The organism is Advenella sp., from assembly GCF_052108595.1.
In the GTDB taxonomy this organism is placed as follows: domain Bacteria; phylum Pseudomonadota; class Gammaproteobacteria; order Burkholderiales; family Burkholderiaceae_B; genus Advenella.
The window spans coordinates 1-16,182 of sequence record NZ_JBQEAU010000032.1 but is presented as its reverse complement, the minus strand read 5'-3'; the positions used below and the strand labels follow the sequence as shown (position 1 = coordinate 16,182).

15 protein-coding genes are annotated in these 16,182 nt (G+C 51.9%); 13 read left to right on the top strand and 2 right to left on the bottom strand.

What is annotated here, in order from left to right:
* Positions 1–535: 535 nt before the first annotated feature.
* From ACTIKR_RS07855 to ACTIKR_RS07815, 9 genes are read left to right on the top strand one after another with little or no spacing between them, the layout of a single operon-like run.
* Positions 536–1,519: a Bug family tripartite tricarboxylate transporter substrate binding protein gene (locus ACTIKR_RS07855; protein ID WP_442327562.1), complete on the top strand. Its 984-nt coding sequence runs from the start codon at positions 536–538 to the stop codon at positions 1,517–1,519.
* A gap of 29 nt (positions 1,520–1,548) precedes the next feature.
* Positions 1,549–3,096: an acyl-CoA carboxylase subunit beta gene (locus tag ACTIKR_RS07850; protein WP_193087980.1), complete on the top strand. Its 1,548-nt coding sequence runs from the start codon at positions 1,549–1,551 to the stop codon at positions 3,094–3,096.
* An 11-nt stretch (positions 3,097–3,107) separates the two neighbouring features.
* Positions 3,108–4,472, top strand: coding sequence for an acetyl-CoA carboxylase biotin carboxylase subunit (locus tag ACTIKR_RS07845; protein ID WP_442327561.1), 1,365 nt, complete (start codon positions 3,108–3,110; stop codon positions 4,470–4,472).
* A gap of 52 nt (positions 4,473–4,524) precedes the next feature.
* Positions 4,525–4,740, top strand: a complete 216-nt coding sequence (locus tag ACTIKR_RS07840; protein WP_442327560.1) for an acetyl-CoA carboxylase biotin carboxyl carrier protein subunit — start codon at positions 4,525–4,527, stop codon at positions 4,738–4,740.
* 2 nt (positions 4,741–4,742) lie between these two features.
* A complete protein-coding gene (locus tag ACTIKR_RS07835) occupies positions 4,743–6,833 on the top strand; it encodes a 3-hydroxyacyl-CoA dehydrogenase NAD-binding domain-containing protein (RefSeq protein WP_442327559.1) in 2,091 nt (696 codons plus the stop codon).
* A gap of 53 nt (positions 6,834–6,886) precedes the next feature.
* Complete coding sequence (locus ACTIKR_RS07830) at positions 6,887–7,276, top strand: Zn-ribbon domain-containing OB-fold protein (protein ID WP_193087984.1); 390 nt, start codon at positions 6,887–6,889, stop codon at positions 7,274–7,276.
* On the top strand, positions 7,269–8,435 hold the full coding sequence (locus tag ACTIKR_RS07825; protein ID WP_442327558.1) for a thiolase: 1,167 nt from the start codon (positions 7,269–7,271) through the stop codon (positions 8,433–8,435). Before ACTIKR_RS07830 ends, ACTIKR_RS07825 begins: the two co-directional genes overlap by 8 nt.
* Before the next feature lie 44 nt (positions 8,436–8,479).
* Positions 8,480–9,172 (top strand): 3-oxoacid CoA-transferase subunit A, encoded by a 693-nt coding sequence (locus tag ACTIKR_RS07820; RefSeq protein ID WP_442327557.1) that lies wholly within the window; start codon positions 8,480–8,482, stop codon positions 9,170–9,172.
* Positions 9,165–9,824 (top strand): 3-oxoacid CoA-transferase subunit B, encoded by a 660-nt coding sequence (locus tag ACTIKR_RS07815; RefSeq protein WP_226816628.1) that lies wholly within the window; start codon positions 9,165–9,167, stop codon positions 9,822–9,824. The genes ACTIKR_RS07820 and ACTIKR_RS07815 overlap by 8 nt, the downstream gene beginning before the upstream one ends.
* A gap of 330 nt (positions 9,825–10,154) precedes the next feature.
* Here ACTIKR_RS07815 and ACTIKR_RS07810 read toward each other — a convergent pair whose 3' ends face one another.
* On the bottom strand, positions 10,155–11,123 hold the full coding sequence (locus tag ACTIKR_RS07810) for a Bug family tripartite tricarboxylate transporter substrate binding protein (RefSeq protein ID WP_442327556.1): 969 nt from the start codon (positions 11,121–11,123) through the stop codon (positions 10,155–10,157).
* A gap of 254 nt (positions 11,124–11,377) precedes the next feature.
* Here ACTIKR_RS07810 and ACTIKR_RS07805 point away from each other — a divergent pair, with 254 nt between their 5' ends.
* From ACTIKR_RS07805 to ACTIKR_RS07795, 3 genes are all read left to right on the top strand, one after another.
* Positions 11,378–12,853 (top strand): aldehyde dehydrogenase, encoded by a 1,476-nt coding sequence (locus tag ACTIKR_RS07805; RefSeq protein ID WP_442327555.1) that lies wholly within the window; start codon positions 11,378–11,380, stop codon positions 12,851–12,853.
* Positions 12,854–12,897: 44 nt separating this feature from the next.
* Entirely contained in the window at positions 12,898–13,785 is an 888-nt protein-coding gene (locus ACTIKR_RS07800; RefSeq protein WP_442327554.1) for an NAD(P)-dependent oxidoreductase, read from the top strand.
* 111 nt (positions 13,786–13,896) lie between these two features.
* Positions 13,897–14,601 carry an IclR family transcriptional regulator gene (locus tag ACTIKR_RS07795; protein WP_442327553.1) on the top strand — a complete coding sequence of 235 codons (705 nt, stop codon included), beginning with the start codon at positions 13,897–13,899 and terminating at the stop codon, positions 14,599–14,601.
* 51 nt (positions 14,602–14,652) lie between these two features.
* Here the strand turns inward: ACTIKR_RS07795 and ACTIKR_RS07790 are convergent, their stop codons facing one another.
* Positions 14,653–14,838, bottom strand: coding sequence for a Rid family hydrolase (locus ACTIKR_RS07790; protein ID WP_442327552.1), 186 nt, complete (start codon positions 14,836–14,838; stop codon positions 14,653–14,655).
* Positions 14,839–15,024: 186 nt separating this feature from the next.
* Here ACTIKR_RS07790 and ACTIKR_RS07785 point away from each other — a divergent pair, with 186 nt between their 5' ends.
* Positions 15,025–16,050 (top strand): LacI family DNA-binding transcriptional regulator, encoded by a 1,026-nt coding sequence (locus ACTIKR_RS07785; RefSeq protein WP_442327551.1) that lies wholly within the window; start codon positions 15,025–15,027, stop codon positions 16,048–16,050.
* Positions 16,051–16,182 lie beyond the last annotated feature (132 nt).

Sequence of the window (16,182 nt, the reverse complement as noted above, 5' to 3'; positions counted from 1 at the left end):
TGTGCTCCGGCGGCAAATTTCGCACCCGTTCCTCACGGGGCGAAATAACAATCGCAATAGTGGCAAATGTGATTGCCAGCTCAGTGGCAATTTAGGATCAATCCATGAAATCCCGGACCTGAACGCAGACACCTGTCACTGGATATTCAATGTTCAAGACTCGGCATCGCCGTCTCGGGTCGTATCGAACGCGCTCGCTACTTGTCTTGCAGAACAGAATAACGCCAATAAGTCCTGCAGGCATCCGTGTCATTTATTAGTACGCCATATGCATCGACGGATGCCAGAATCAGCGTAACTATTGCCTTCCCATTTTTCAATCAGTCTCAATGTCTTCGACCGCATAGCCTGACGACCAACCTTTAATAAATTTGCAAGTGCGGCTTCATGCCGGGTCTTCTATTCATCGTTCGAGCTTGACAATTCATTTTGCTCGGCTATAGAATAGAACGCATGTTTCGTCAGGCATAACAGTATGAAACTGCATGACAGCGGGAATTTTCAGCCCGACTGATAAATAAAAAAGGAGACACGTATGCATTGCAAGCTTGTTATTGCAGCTATAACTGCAATTTCTACTTTGACAGCAGTACCCTTGGCTCGCGCCGCAGATTATCCGAGCCAGCCAGTACGCTTGGTCGTAGGATTTAGTCCCGGTAGTACCATAGATACCGTTTCGAGAATCATTGCCGAAGGTTTGTCCCGTAAGCTAAAGACAAACTTCGTCGTAGAAAACAAGACCGGTGCAAATGGCATACTTGCAGCGACGGCAGTGGCCCAGGCGAAGCCGGATGGATACACTTTGCTCGTGAGCAACTCCAGTTCCATCACTGTCAATCCATTACTGTACAAAAATCTTGGCTATCAGCCATTAGAAGATTTAGCGCCTATCAGTACGGTTCTGTCCGTGCCATTTGTGCTTGCAATCAATCCTGAGAATCCTCGCACCAAGGATATCAATAGTGTGAAAGATCTCGTGAGCAAGGCCAAGGCCGAGCCGGACAAGGTTACCTATGGTTCTGCTGGAAACGGTAACCTGATGCATCTGGCAGGGGCCCAGCTGGCAACCATGTCTTCCACGCAAATGGTGCATATTCCCTATCGCGGTGCTGCGCCTATGGAAACCGCGCTGCTTAGCCAGGAGATTGATTTTGGGTTCGATACATTAAGCGGTGTTCATCTTATGAAATCGGGAAAACTCAAGCCTCTTGCCGTATCCACCAAGGAGCGTTGGCGCGATTTGCCGGATGTCCCGGCGGTGGCCGAAGCAGGCTTTCCCGACTTTGATATTTCCTTCTGGGTTGGCACATTTGCGCCGGCAGGAACGCCGCCGGAAATCATCGAACGCTTAAATCGCGAGATTGCCGCTGTTGTTCAGGACCCTGAAATCAAAAAGCGCCTTATGCCTCAAGGGAATATCCTGACCCAGTCTTCTGAGGCGTTCATCAGCAAAATCAAGGCGGAGCTCGGAACAAACAGCGACTTGATTAAACGAGCAAATATTAAAGTTGAAAAATAATAGCCCCATACGGGCGAGTGGAGTTGTATATGGTTTGGGATAAAGAGCTGGATGAACTGGCGCTCAGAACAAGGCTGTCAGAGCAAATGGGGGGCGAAGATAAAGTCGCCAGGCATAGAGCCAACGGTAGATTGCCTGTCAGAGAGCGGATTAAAAAACTGGTTGATGCTGGCTCGTTCCAGGAGGTAGGGCACTTGGCCGGTACAGGACGATACGACTCACATGGCCGTCTCATTGGGTTTGTACCGTCAAATTTTTTAACGGGTAGAGCGCGTATAGATTCCCGACCCGTGGTGTTGGCCGCAGATGATTTCACCGTGCGCGGTGGTGCAAACGATGGATCTGTAGGTGACAAGCTTATGGCGTCAGAGACTATGGCGCGAGATCTTCAACTGCCTCTGATTCGCCTGGTAGACGGCACTGGAGGCGGCGGTTCGGTAAAGAATATTGAAGATAAGGGTCATGCATTACTGCCAAAGCTACGTATGTGGCCCGCGATGGCGCAGAACCTGGCAACAGTTCCTGTCGTTTCAATGGCTCTGGGTTCGGTAGCCGGCTTAGGCGCCGCAAGGGTAACAACAAGCCATTATTCGATTATGGTGAAAAATACCTCACAAATGTTCATTGCCGGGCCGCCCGTGGTCGCCAGAATCGGCCAGAAACTGGAAAAAAACGAACTGGGCGGCAGTGCCATTCACACCCGTAATGGCGTCTGTGATGATGAAGTGAACAGCGAAGAAGAGGCGTTTGAAAAAACACGCCGTTTTCTTTCCTATATGCCGCGTTCCGTATTTGAACTGCCACCACGCACCGAAGAAATACCTCCCGCCTCAGAGGACTTCGAGTGGCTCCGTTCGGTTGTTCCTCAAGATAACCGTTCCGTGTACAAAATGCGGCCCATTGTAAATGCTTTGGTAGACGAAGCGTCGTTCATGGAAATCGGAGCACGCTGGGGACGCCCATTAATCACAGGTTTAGCGCGGATTAAAGGGTTGCCTATAGTGATAATCGCCAGCGACCCATATTACTATGGCGGCGCCTGGGACAAACAAGCTTCCGAGAAATTCGTGCGCATGCTTGACCTGGCTGAATTATTTCATTTGCCCGTCGTTAACTTTGTTGATGTGCCCGGTTTTCAGATTGGGTTGGCTGCCGAGAAAGAAGGCGCCATGCGCTACGGAGTACGCGCTTTAACGGCGGTTGCACAATCGACCGTACCTTGGTGTACCTTTATCGTGCGCAAAGCGTTTGGCGTTGCAGCCGGCGGCCATCAGAGCGACGGACGTTTCAATTTCAGGTATGCCTGGCCATCAGCGCAATGGGGTTCGCTGCCTGTCGAGGGCGGATTAGAGGTCGCTTACAAAAGCGAACTGGAAGCCGCCGATAAGCCCGAAGAGAAATTGATTGAAATAGAAGAGCGTGTACGAGCACTGACTTCGCCATTCCGAAGTGCAGAGGCATTTGTTATTGAAAACGTGGTCGATCCGATTAACACCCGCGCATTGCTGGAAGAGTTTGTGGATGTCGTGGCACCAATATTGAAGCCCGGTCCCAGATCGTTTGGCTATCGTCCTTGAGGTAAGCACTGATGAGCGAACAGCATTTGCGCAAGGTACTAGTGGCCAACAGAGCAGCCGTGGCGCAACGAGTCATACGTGCCCTGCGTGAACTGGGCATAAAATCGGTGGCGGTCTATTCAGAGGCAGACCGCGACCTGCCTTACTGGAAAGACGCAGACGAGGCACACTTGATCGGACCGGCTGCTGCACAGGAAAGTTACCTGAATACAAAGGCAATTTTGGATGTCGCCAAACGCAGTGGTGCGGATGCTATTCACCCTGGTTACGGCTTCTTGTCAGAAAACGCCGATTTTGCGGAGCAAGTACAAGCAGAAGGCATGATATTCATCGGGCCAAGTCCGAAATTTATTCGAGAGCTTGGCCACAAGTCTCAGGCCAGAGCGCTGATGAGCCGGCATGGCATGCCCATGGCTCGCAGTTCCGGCGTCTTGCCGTCACTGGAGGCGGCTCTTGTTGCCATTAAGGATATTGGCTATCCCGTATTGCTCAAGCCAGCGGGCGGGGGTGGCGGAATCGGTATGATCCCAATCCGTCGTGAGCAAGACGTTGAAAAATCGTGGCAGCAAGCGAGCACCCTGGCACAGCGATTCTTTTCTCAGGCTGATCTGTTTGTGGAGCAGCTCATTGAAACGCCGCGGCACATCGAGTTCCAATTCCTGGCCGATCGCTACGGAAATGCCCGTTGCATATTTGAAAGAGACTGCTCAACGCAAAGACGCCATCAGAAAGTAATAGAGGAAGCACCGGCGCCAGCACTGGCGCGAAGCACCATCGACGCGATGGCGAGCAGACTGGAGACGATACTTTCCACGCTCCAATATGATGTGATCGGTACGGTTGAAATGCTGTACACACCGCAGTCGGGCTTTGTATTCCTGGAGGTAAATACGCGTCTACAGGTCGAACATGCGGTAACTGAGGCGGTTACAGGGATCGATTTGGTCCATGCACAAATACGGCTTGCAGCGGGGGCCAGGCTAAAAGATGTACTGCCTGAACAACCTGTTCTGAAAGGGCACGCCATTGAAGCTCGCGTGTATGCCGAGGATCCGATACGATTTTTTCCGTCGCCTGGTCTTCTGACAGTCTTTGAGCCGCCCGTGCATACGCAGGTACGGGTCGAAACTGGATACCGCAGCGGAACTCGGGTATCCAGTCACTACGATCCCATGTTGGCCAAGGTCATTGCATGGGGCAATGATCGAGATGCTGCAATAGACAACTTAATTGCCGCGCTGGAGGACTTCAGAATAGAAGGCGTAAAACATAATATCCCATTTATACAAAATGTCCTCTCACATCACGGCTTCAGGCGAGGTCAGGTATCTACGGATATGCTGAGGCAAATTCAACAAACCACAATTACAAGCTAGATAGGGCAGTTGGTAAGGCCTATCAGCAATCACTAATGTCGAGGAAACTAATATGAAATATCTGGAATCGTCAGTAGCAGGTCGAATAATCAGCCTTCAACTGCAAGTCGGGCAAAGCGTAACGGAGGGAGACGAAATAGCAATCATTGAATCGATGAAGATGGAACTTCCTGTCGAAGCGGAGCATTCCGGCACGGTGATCAGAGTGTTGGCAGCTACGGGAGACGAGGTTGACGAAGCACAGGCTTTGGCAGAAATCGAAGAATGACTATGATTACAACTGAAATACGACATTTCGAGGACACCGCTGTTGCCGTCATAAGCATTGACAATCCGCCGGTCAATAGCCTGGGCAGTCAGTTAAGAGTGCAACTAGGTGAAGCACTGACGTCAACGATAGCTGATCCATTGGTCCAGGCAATTGTATTAACCGGCACAGGACGATTTTTTTCTGGTGGTGCTGATATCCGCGAATTCAATACGCCAAAGACGGGAGTGCGGCCTGTACTCAGAGAGATTATTTCAATCATCGAAAATGCAGCCAAGCCTGTTGTAGCAGCCATCAATGGCATCGCTTTGGGCGGCGGCTTGGAGCTGACCCTGGGGTGTCATGGACGCGTTGTTTCGAAAGAGGCAAAATTGGGCCTACCGGAGGTCAAACTGGGGGTGCTGCCCGGCGCGGGCGGGACACAGAGACTGCCGCGGCTGGTCGGTGTGTCCGCGGCTTTGGATATCATTGTGGGCGGGGAGCCATTGACAGCCGATCAGGCGCAGGCCTGTGGCCTGGTCGACCAGGTAGCGACGGGCAATCTACAGGATGATGCGTGCGCCTATGCTGTCTCGATTGTACAGGGAACGCGCGCTCGATCGCGTATTGACCCAGCGCCGCTTGACGAGCCTGTGGATGAAGCGATCTTTGATAACGCCAGGCAAAAGGCACAGCGAAAGTATCGCGGGTGCACGGCGCCCTTGGCATGTATAGAATGCGTCGCAAAGTGCCTTTCCGCGGATCTTTCATCGGGGCTGGCCTATGAGGCAGAGCAGTTCGCCCGGCTCGTCAATGGTGAGCAATCCAAAGCGTTGCGGCATATCTTTTTTGCTGAAAGGAAAGCGGTCAAGCGAGTTGCCATGGGCGAGCCTTCCCTTACCATTCGCAAGGTCGGTGTTGTGGGTGCTGGCACCATGGGTGGCGGCATCGCAATGAGTCTGGCCAATGCCGGCATTCCGGTTATGTTGCTCGAGCAGTCTGATGCTGCCATCAAGAAAGGTTGGGAGACGATCCAGCACAATTTTGCAGGCAATGTCAAACGAGGTCGTTTCACCGAGAGTCAGGTGCAGCAACGGCTACAGTTGATTGGGCGGACAACAAGGTATGAAGATCTGTCAGACTCAGACCTGATTATCGAAGCGGCGTTCGAGGATATGGCGGTGAAAAAGGAAATTTTCACTCGTTTGGATTCGGTATGCCAGTCGGACGCGATTCTGGCATCGAATACCTCCAGACTGGATATTGACGAAATTGCCGCGGTGACTTCTCGTAGAGACAAAATCCTGGGCATGCACTTTTTCAGTCCTGCAAATGTCATGAGATTGCTGGAGGTTGTCAAAGGTGCTCATACTTCCAACCAGGTCATCGATGCCGTATTCGAATTGGCGGGAAAGATAGACAAAACGCCCGTGCTTGTGGGGGTTTGCGACGGCTTCGTCGGCAATCGCATGATCAGCCATTACACGCGTGAAGCCTATTTTCTTTTGGAGGAAGGAGCCAGCCCTGCTCAAATTGACGGTGCATTACGCAGTTTCGGTATGGCGATGGGACCTCTGCAGATGCAGGACATGGCGGGGCTGGACATCAGCTGGGCGGCAAGGAAACGTCAGGCTGGAACCCGTTCCCCTGATCTTCGTTACTCCTGCGTTGCGGACCGGATCTGCGAGATGGGACGATTTGGCCAGAAAACAGGTTCAGGATTCTATCGTTACGAACCGGGTAGTCGCAAGCCCTTGCCTGATCCCGAAATTGATTTGTTGATTGCACGCTGCGCACAGGAAGCGGGCATCATTCGGCGCGATATTTCAGATCAGGAGATTATCGCACGCACCATCTACGCCCTGGTCAATGAAGGCGCGAAAATTGTGCAGGACCAGATAGCGCAGCGGCCTTCTGACATCGATGTGGTCTATGTCGCTGGATATGGCTTCCCGATTTTTCGCGGTGGGCCCATGTTCTATGCGGATACTATCGGCTTGCCGACAGTGCTTGAGACCATTAAAGAGTTTCACGAACGATTCGGCGATTACTGGTCGCCCGCGCCATTGCTGACGCAGCTGGCACAAAACGGTGGAAAATTTTCAGATCTGTAAGTCACATACCGGAAGGTATGGCAGACAACGAGCAGATTCAATAAGGAGCAACTATGGCGTTTGAGAACAAAGGCCCCGAAGCCTACTACTTCGAACGGCTTGAACAGGGAATATTTGAAATACAGCAATGCGCCGGCTGCGGCAAACACCAATTCTATCCGAGAATCCTGTGTGTTCATTGTGGTGGAAGCGAATTAATCTGGAACAAGCCCTCAGGTACAGGGACCGTATATTCATACAGCATCGTGCGGCGCAAGCCTGAAGCAGGTGGTGATTACAACGTTGTCCTGATTGATCTGGAAGAGGGGGTAAGGCTTATGAGTTCGATTGACAACCGTGTTGCAACAGATATTCATATAGGACAGAAAGTGCAGGCCCGGATAGTGCACCGCGATGGTGCCGGTGTCGTTGTGTTTGATGCTGTGGAGGCCACCCATGCTTGATTCCATACGTGGCAAGGTAGCTATTGCAGGGGTAGGCGTAGCCGGTCTGGGCGAGGCACATGGTTATACGGAAATGGAGTTGTTGGCCCAGGCAGCAACCAAAGCGGTCGCCAATGCCGGTCTCACTATGTCCGACATAGATGGAATTGCAACTTGCAGTTCCTCTGCAACCATGTGGGTAATGCCCACTATTGAATACCTGGGGATTCGCCCGAAATTCATCGAAAGCACCATGTTAGGCGGATCCAGCTTCCTGGCACATCTTCTGCCTGCGATGCAGGCCATTGCCTCCGGGCAATGTAACGCAGTACTGGTATGTTATGGAAGCACACAGCGCACAGCAACCTTCGGTCGCAAAGAAGGGGTAAAAGCACGGGCACTGCTGGACCCTCAGCCTTACGAGCAGCCGTACAAACCACTGTCTCCCATTACCTCATACGCGCTTGCTGCTCAGCGACATATGTACCAATACGGAACAACCAGGCGTCAGTTGGCGGAAGTGGCTGTTGCCGCCAGAAAATGGGCTCAGCTCAATCCAGAAGCGTTTATGCGCGACCCAATGAGCATTGACGAGGTCCTGGCGGCACGCATGATCTCTGACCCATTGTCCGTCAGGGATTGTTGTCTGGTCACTGATGGCGCCGGGGCCTACGTGCTAATGGCGGCAGACCGGGCTCGCGATCTTCCTGTTAAACCCGTGTATGTGCTCGGTAGCGCTACCGCGGTATGGAATCGACAGGTTTCTTCCATGCATGATCTTGCGGTGACGGCTGCTTCGGAATCAGGGCCTCGCGCAATGCAAATGGCGGGTGTTGATCACAAAGACATAGATTTGATCCAGCTTTATGACGCCTTTACGATCAATGTGCTTCTGTTTCTGGAAGACCTGGGCTTTTGTGCCAAAGGAGAAGGGGGCAATTTTATTGAGAATGGCGGCATAGCGCCGGGCGGTCATACTCCGGTTAATACCAATGGTGGTGGGCTTTCTTGTGTTCATCCCGGTATGTATGGCATCTTTACGCTTATCGAAGCGGTGCGTCAGCTTCGCGGCGAAGGCGGGGAGCGTCAGATTCCATCGGCCAGCATTGCACTTGTTCACGGCAATGGAGGAACATTGTCAAGTCAATCGACGGCTATCCTGGGGAGCGTGCGGCCTTGACCACCATACAGGTCGATACGACACCCCATCAATCAGGGACAAAAATGCTTAACAAAACCTTCGCCGACCTGGAAACAGCAGTGGCAGATGTGCACGATGGCGCGACCATACTTATTGGCGGCTTTGGCGCTTCGGGTGTTCCGACGGAGCTTATTTGCGCGCTCCTGGATCAAGGTGCACGGGACCTGACTATCGTGAACAATAATGCGGGCAATGGTCCAATAGGTCTAAGTCAGTTAATCGAGGCTGAACGAGTGAGTAAAATGATATGTTCATTCGCACGTTCATCCAACAAACTGCAGCCTAATGCCAGCGCATTCGCGGATGCCTATCGTGCAAAGCGTATCGCGCTTGAATGTGTCCCTCAAGGCACGATGGCCGAGCGAATGCGCGCAGCAGGATCCGGATTGGGGCCTTTTTATACACCGACGTCGTATGGCACCGCCCTGGCAGAGGGCAAGGAAGTCCGGGTGGAAGATGGTGTAGGTTATGTGCTGGAACACCCGCTGAAAGGCGATTTTGCGTTCATTAAGGCCCAATATGGCGATCGTTGGGGGAACTTGACCTATCGCTATGCCGGTCGCAATTTTGGCCCCATCATGGCCATGGCGGCAACAACTACTATTGCACAGGTAGACAGTATTCTTCCCTTGGGAGAACTTCCGCCAGAACAAATAGTAACGCCGGGAATATTCGTTAAGCGGATTATCGAAGTCAAGAGAGATCATCATGTATAAGAAATTATCGCGCGCTGACATCGCCAGATTGGTTGCCGCTGATATACCCGACGGCTGTTACGTTAACCTGGGCATCGGTATTCCTACCCTGATAGCCCAATATCTGCCAGATGACAGAGAGGTCATTCTGCACACGGAAAACGGCATCGTAGGGATGGGGCCGGGAGATAGTGATGCGCCGCTGGATTTGGATTTGATCAACGCCAGCAAGGAGCCCGTTACGATTATTCCGGGCTCGTCGATCACAGACCACGCAACCTCCTTCGCGATGATGCGTGGAGGCCATATCGACTTGACGGTATTAGGCGCCTTTCAGGTTTCTGCCCTTGGAGACCTTGCCAACTGGGACACAGGACGCGCCGATGCTATTCCTGCAGTTGGCGGAGCCATGGATTTAGTAGTGGGTGCAAAGAAAGTGTATGTAACCATGGAGCATGTAACGCGAGAAGGCGAACCGAAGATAGTGCACGACTGCAATTACCCGTTAACAGGTAAGTCGGTTGTAGACAGGATATATACAGATTTGGCCATTATAGATATCACCAACGATGGATTGCTGGTGTCTGCAATGGTTCAAGGGTTAACTTTTGAGAACTTGCAGTCTTTAACAGCGGCGCCGCTGCAATTGGCCAAAGATGTTGTTACGCTGTAAGCGCTATGGATCGCATTGCGAACTGTTGAATCAAAGCGCACGGGGACACTATCATGCCCCGCACGCTGGCCGTTATTCAAGATTTAGAAGACAATTCGTAGAGAAACGATCGGTATAGAGCCAGACGTCGATTTGTGTCATCCTTGCATGGCACAATTTCGCTGACATAAACGTCAGGAATTGTCCTCATGGTCCCGGTTCGGGCTATATATCGACATACGTCAAATGAAGCAGCCAACCAGTAGCCAAAGTCACAAAAATTTCATTTGCTATTGTCACTATTTCAACTGGCATGGCGCATTGTTTGCTGGTCAATAAAACAAGCAGGCTTCAATCGACGCGGGCGCCAGAGATCTTCACGGCCTGGGCCCATTGGTCGGCTTCCGACACTACATAGTCTCCGAATTGCTCGGCGCTTAAGTCCATCATCTGGCCTCCCATGTCTTCTATGCGCTTCGCGAAGGTGGCATCGGAGGCAACCTTGGCAGATGCGGCATGCAGTTTCTTCTGGATATCGGCATCCATGCCGGCTGGACCGAATATACCGAACCAGGTTGCAGCATTGAAATCCTTTAACCCGGCTTCAGCCATCGTGGGCACATCCTTGATGGCGTCAATCCGTGTCGGGTTGGCAATGGCGATTGCATGTAGTTTACCGGACTGAATTTGCGGCAGTGCGGCAGATAAGGTGATGAAAGCCGATTGTACTTGCCCTGCGAGCATATCGGTAATAAGGGGAGCATCGCCGCGATAAGGCACGTGTACGAAGTTGGCCCCGGTCTTGTTCTGAAACATCGCTTGCGCCAGATGCTGCGGCGAACCATTGCCAGGCGAACCTACCGTAATCCCGTTCTTGCTATTTTTTGCGTTACTGATGTACTCGTCCAGAGACTGTACTTTGTAATTGGGGCTCGTTACAAGCACGATAGGAATCCTGGCAATTAAATGGATAGGCGCGAAATCCTTTATAGGATCATAGCTCAGCTTGCTATATAAGCTTGCGCTAATGGTGTGAGCTGCAGTAGTTGTATAAAGGGTGTAGCCATCCGCAGGAGCGCGGGCAACACTGCTGGCCGCCAGGGTTGTTCCTGCGCCAGGTCGGTTCACCGCAACCACCGGTTGTCCAAGATCTTCGGGCAATTTACTTATGACCATGCGAGCAATAACATCTGTCGCTCCACCTGCGGCATAGGGAATAACCATTTCAATTGGTTTATTGGGATAGTCGCTCGCATATGAAGCAGGGGATATGGCCAAAATCGATAGGCTGGTGGCAATTAGTAAGGTTTTAAAGTTCATCCTGTCTCTCCTATGTTTATGTCAACACGAACCTGGTTAATTACGGTTGCGTTTTAAATGTGCAAACATCATAATGATAAAATAGAACTAGTGTTCTGTTTTATCATTATGAAGAGTAGATAAACTATTTGCAAGTAATGAATAAAGGATGAAGTTGATCGCTGATCCTTGACAAGCACGTATCTCTGATACGATAATAAAATAGAATGATCGTTCTGTTAAACGGAACGTTTTTAAAACAATGGAGTGAGTTGATGGCACAGCAGACGGATTTAACCCTCAAAGCCTTTCTGATAAATGGTCAATGGGTTTCCCATGAACAGGATTCTTTTGAATCTATCAATCCTGCTACAGGCCAGGTGAACTACCGGTTGTCAACGGCAAATAAAGCGGACGTTGACCTGGCTGTGCATACTGCCAAAGTTGCCGTCCAGCAGCCTTCCTGGCGCGATATGCTGCCGCACGTAAGAGCGCAAATTCTTAATCGACTGGCCGCTCTGATCACTGAACGAGCTGAGGATTTTGCGCGTTTGCAGATGCTGGAGAACGGCAAAGTCTGGACCGAATGCAAGAACCAGGCCACAAGTGCAGCGGCCACGTTTCGTTATTATGCCGGGGTATGCGAAACGCTCGGCGCCGAAGTGACGCCCTCGCGTGGCAACTATCTCTCCATGGTCACTTACGAACCTTATGGTGTCGTGGCTGCAATTACGCCCTGGAATTCGCCGCTGACGATGGAGGCGCAAAAAGTGGCGCCTGCTCTGGCAGCAGGTAACGCAGTTATTCTGAAACCATCCGAAGTGACACCTTCTGCCGCTTTACTGCTGGGTGAGCTGGGTCTGGCTGCCGGCCTGCCGCCTGGCATTCTGAACGTACTGACCGGGCATGGGGCAATCACGGGCAAGGCGCTGGTCGAACATCCCGGTGTACGTATGGTGTCGTTTACCGGGGGTACCGCCAGCGGGCGTGCCATCGGCATGGTCGCTGCTGATCGGATTATCCCTGTTGCCCTGGAATTAGGTGGTAAGTCGCCGCATATCGTATTTGATGACGCGAATCTGGAGGCTGCGGTCGAGGGTGTTGTCGGCGGTATTTTTGAAGGTAGCGGGCAATCCTGCGTAGCAGGCTCGCGCCTGTTCGTTCAGCGTGGGGTATATGACAAGCTGCTGGAAATACTCATTGAACGGACTAAACGCATCAAGGTTGGTTTTCCAGAAGACGAAAGCGTTGAAATGGGTCCGTTGGCCACCTTTGCTCACCGGGAGCGCATCGAACAAATGGTAGATAGTGCGCGACAAGAACGAGGTCATATAGTTCTGGGTGGCAAGCGCCCCGAGCAGCCTGAGCTAACGCAAGGGGCTTTCTATCTGCCTACGATCATTACCGGACTGAACAATCAGAACACATGTGTGCGTGAAGAAATCTTCGGGCCTGTGCTGTGTGTTCTGCCGTTTGAAGATGAAGAGGACTTGATCAGGCAAGCGAATGACAGCATGTATGGCCTGGCATCCGGTATATGGACGTCCAACTACCAACGTGCCTGGCAGGTGGCTCGTGCATTGGAAACCGGGCTGGTGTGGATCAATACTTACAAGCAGCTCTCGATTTCAACGCTTTTCGGCGGATTCAAAAATAGCGGTATCGGCCGCGAAAAAGGTATAAACGGCGTACGTATCTATCAGCAGAGCAAGGGAATCTATTGGAGCATGGATCCGCGCAATTTGCCCTGAACGCCATCCAAAAACATTGACAATTGCAATAAAGAAGGAACACCATGTCTACATTCAAAACCATTGGCTTCATTGGAGTCGGCGTGATGGGAGAGCCGATTTGCCGCCATCTGGCGCAAAAGTCGGGCCGTCCCGTGCTGGCGAACGACCGTGATGAAGCACCATTGGAACGGCTTGCCCAATTTGGCGTGCGCAAAGCATCGGTAGCAGATATTGCTGCTTCTGCGGATATTATTTTCATGTCATTGCCGTCAGGTGAGATCGTTCGCGACGTGGTCGAAGGCCAGGCCGGTAGCGGATTGCTCAGTTTGTGCCGCCCTGACCAAGCGGTGGTTGATCTGAGCACTTCGCCAGTACCGCTGACACGTGAGTTGGCAGACAAGTTTGCAAAACGAAAAATCCACTTTGCCGATGCGCCTGTGATGCGCACGCGAGCTGCCGCCGAGGCAGGATCGCTGGCAGTGCCCGTCGGCGCCGACAGTGCACTGTTTGAGCGTATCCGGCCGTTACTCGACATGTTTGCAACCGATATTACCTATGGTGGTGACGTTGGGGCGGGACAGGTCATCAAGATCCTGAACAACATGGTGCTGTATGAAACGGTGCAGGCACTTGCCGAAGCCCGGGCTATCGGTGCTCGCGCCGGTGTAGATCCCGAGACGCTATTTAAGGCCATGTCTACAGGCTCTGCCGATAGTTTCGCTTTACGCAATCACGGCATGAAGTCCATCGTGCCACAAGTATTCCCTGAACGCGCCTTCCCGGTGACATACGCGCGCAAGGATCTGCAATATGCGGTTGCCCTGGCAGACTCAGTGAACGTCGACGCAAGTGGCGCCAGGAATGTGATTGCCAGTTTCGATGCTGCGATCGCGCAGGGCCATGGCGACAAATATGCGCCAGCCATCAGCCTTGTGCTGGAAAAGAACTGATTATTTCCAATGAAATGAGACAGATAGCGTCGCCGATCGCGGCATGGCGTCGGGTCGTTCTGTTATGGCATAATACTGTACTCATCATTGGGGTATACGGTTAGACAGATTATGGATGCCAATCAATCATCAGAAAACGGAGTTGCTGCCGTCGATCGCGCCATCGCTATCTTGCAGGCGATGTCTACTCAAGCAACGCCTATGGCTCTGGCAGACCTTGCGCGCAGTACCGGTTTATACAAAAGCACGTTATTGCGCCTGATCGCATCACTTGAAAAAGCCTCGCTTATTGCCAGGCGTGCCGATGGCAGTTATGTGCTTGGCCCTTATGCTTATCAATTGGGCCGGGCATACGAGGCTACCCATCATTTGGTCGAAGTTCTCCGGCCTATTTTGGCCGAGCTGGTCGCGCAAGACACAGAGAGTGCGTCTTTCCATGTGTATGACAGCAGCAGTGCCCGGCTTTGTCTTTTGCGAATCGACTCTCATCATTCGACGCTGGATCGTATTGATGCGGGCGACTTGCTCCCGCTGGACCGTGGCGCGGCCGGCAAGCTGATTACGCGGTTTCGCAGTACCGGCCTGGCACCAAAGCTGTCCAATGTCACTGCAGTATCTTTGGGCGAACGCGATTCAAATTGTGCTGCAGTCGCTGTCGCTGTGTTTGGCCCGGGCAATCAGATTGTCGGCGCCATATCACTGTCGGGCCCGAAAGAGCGTTTCACGAACAAGGCAATTAGCAAAATGACCAAACAGGCTCTTATTGCTGCCTCGGAAGCTACGCAGTTGCTGGGCGGACATTGGCCTGGGTCCTGAGCCCTGAGCACAATGCGTTCGCTTTTTTGCTGGGGACGTCAGCCACGCAGTTTATGCCAATGCAATCGCTGCGATTTCCACCTTTATTCGTGAGTCTGCCAGTCGCGCTTCCGAGCAAACCCGGGCTGGCGGACAGGCCGGATCTATCCACTTGTCGTAAACGAGATTGAACGCATCAAAATCGAAAATCGCGGTCAGATAAACGTCTACTTTAAACTTCGAATCCTGCAATTTCACAATTGATGTAAAAAGCCATTAAAATCATGCTTGCCATCTTCGCTTAATGTGAAACGTCTCGGTAAGTGTTGGCTGTCACAACATAAGCGATCAGTTGCGTATCTGGCAATAATGATATTGCGTCGTTATTGATGTCCTGTTTCAGATCCCTGCCACTACACGTTTACTTCAATAAAGGTTGTTTTGATGAAAGCCCGCGTCACTATTCGTGAAGTTGCCAAGGAAGCCGACGTTTCGCTGGGTACCGCCTCCAGAGCTATCAATCGAAGCGGGCGGGTCAGCGAAAAGGCAATTATTGCGGTAGAGAAAGCGGCACGCAAACTTGGCTATGAACCCGATGCTGTTGCTCGCAGCATGCGTACTCGTTCTACCCGTGTAGTAGGTATTTTGGTTTCTGACTTGGCCAATCCACTATATGCAGCCATGATTACTGCAGCCGAGACAGCCTTTCAGGCAGCGGGCTATTCTCTTTTGGTGGCAAGCACGCATAACGAAACAAAAAGGGAAAAAGCACTCATTGATTTGTTTCGGGCGCGTCGCGTAGACGGCCTGATACTGGGACCGTGCCAGACCGAATCCATGGATGTCATTAACAGGCTCATGTCCGACATGCCCGTAGTGGCGCTTGACCGGGATTTTGGCGACTCGGCCACGGGTGTCCATGTCGATCACTATAACGGCGCACTCGAGGCGACTCGTTACCTGTTGGATTTGGGACATAGAAATATTGCCTTGATGACGCCGGGCAGCGATCTGAGGCCAGGTCGCGAACGTATTGCCGGTTTCTCTGACGCCTTTAATGAACGAGGGCTTGAGCCGGCATCACAACTGATCCGGTCAGCAAAATCATCCATGGAGTTCGCATTCAGTGACGCGCTATCACTACTCTCGGGTAAAGACCGGCCGACCGCATTTCTTTGTCTAGGGACGCGCATTCTCGCCGGAGTACTTCAGGCATTGCGTCATTGCGGACACCAGGTCCCTCATGAGACAAGTGTGATCAGCATTGGTGATACCGATTTATCACAATTGTTTACTCCATCCATTACGGCACTGAACTGGGATCTGAATATTGTCGGTACTGTAGCAGCGCAGTTATTGCTCAAGCAACTTGACCGGGAAACCAAAAGCGAGCCTGAACGGATCGTTATCACTACACGCCTTATGCCACGAGAATCCTGCGGTCCTGTTCAGATGCCAATTCGGGGATGATGAGTGGTGTCTGCATGGCCCGAATGTAGGTTTCAGGATTTCTGACTCGTGCACAAAGGTGATGTTTGCGCAAATGGGCCTTGCGGATTCAGATGATTATTGAACAGATGAGTATCTTAAACACAATACGCT

Coding starts and splice junctions, on each gene's coding strand:
- ACTIKR_RS07795 (WP_442327553.1), top strand. CDS start 13,897: ATGGATGCCAATCAATCATCAGAAAACGGAGTTGCTGCCGTCGATCGC.
- ACTIKR_RS07785 (WP_442327551.1), top strand. CDS start 15,025: ATGAAAGCCCGCGTCACTATTCGTGAAGTTGCCAAGGAAGCCGACGTT.
- ACTIKR_RS07850 (WP_193087980.1), top strand. CDS start 1,549: ATGGTTTGGGATAAAGAGCTGGATGAACTGGCGCTCAGAACAAGGCTG.
- ACTIKR_RS07820 (WP_442327557.1), top strand. CDS start 8,480: ATGCTTAACAAAACCTTCGCCGACCTGGAAACAGCAGTGGCAGATGTG.
- ACTIKR_RS07845 (WP_442327561.1), top strand. CDS start 3,108: ATGAGCGAACAGCATTTGCGCAAGGTACTAGTGGCCAACAGAGCAGCC.
- ACTIKR_RS07800 (WP_442327554.1), top strand. CDS start 12,898: ATGTCTACATTCAAAACCATTGGCTTCATTGGAGTCGGCGTGATGGGA.
- ACTIKR_RS07835 (WP_442327559.1), top strand. CDS start 4,743: ATGATTACAACTGAAATACGACATTTCGAGGACACCGCTGTTGCCGTC.
- ACTIKR_RS07825 (WP_442327558.1), top strand. CDS start 7,269: ATGCTTGATTCCATACGTGGCAAGGTAGCTATTGCAGGGGTAGGCGTA.
- ACTIKR_RS07810 (WP_442327556.1), bottom strand. CDS start 11,123: ATGAACTTTAAAACCTTACTAATTGCCACCAGCCTATCGATTTTGGCC.
- ACTIKR_RS07805 (WP_442327555.1), top strand. CDS start 11,378: ATGGCACAGCAGACGGATTTAACCCTCAAAGCCTTTCTGATAAATGGT.
- ACTIKR_RS07840 (WP_442327560.1), top strand. CDS start 4,525: ATGAAATATCTGGAATCGTCAGTAGCAGGTCGAATAATCAGCCTTCAA.
- ACTIKR_RS07815 (WP_226816628.1), top strand. CDS start 9,165: ATGTATAAGAAATTATCGCGCGCTGACATCGCCAGATTGGTTGCCGCT.
- ACTIKR_RS07855 (WP_442327562.1), top strand. CDS start 536: ATGCATTGCAAGCTTGTTATTGCAGCTATAACTGCAATTTCTACTTTG.
- ACTIKR_RS07830 (WP_193087984.1), top strand. CDS start 6,887: ATGGCGTTTGAGAACAAAGGCCCCGAAGCCTACTACTTCGAACGGCTT.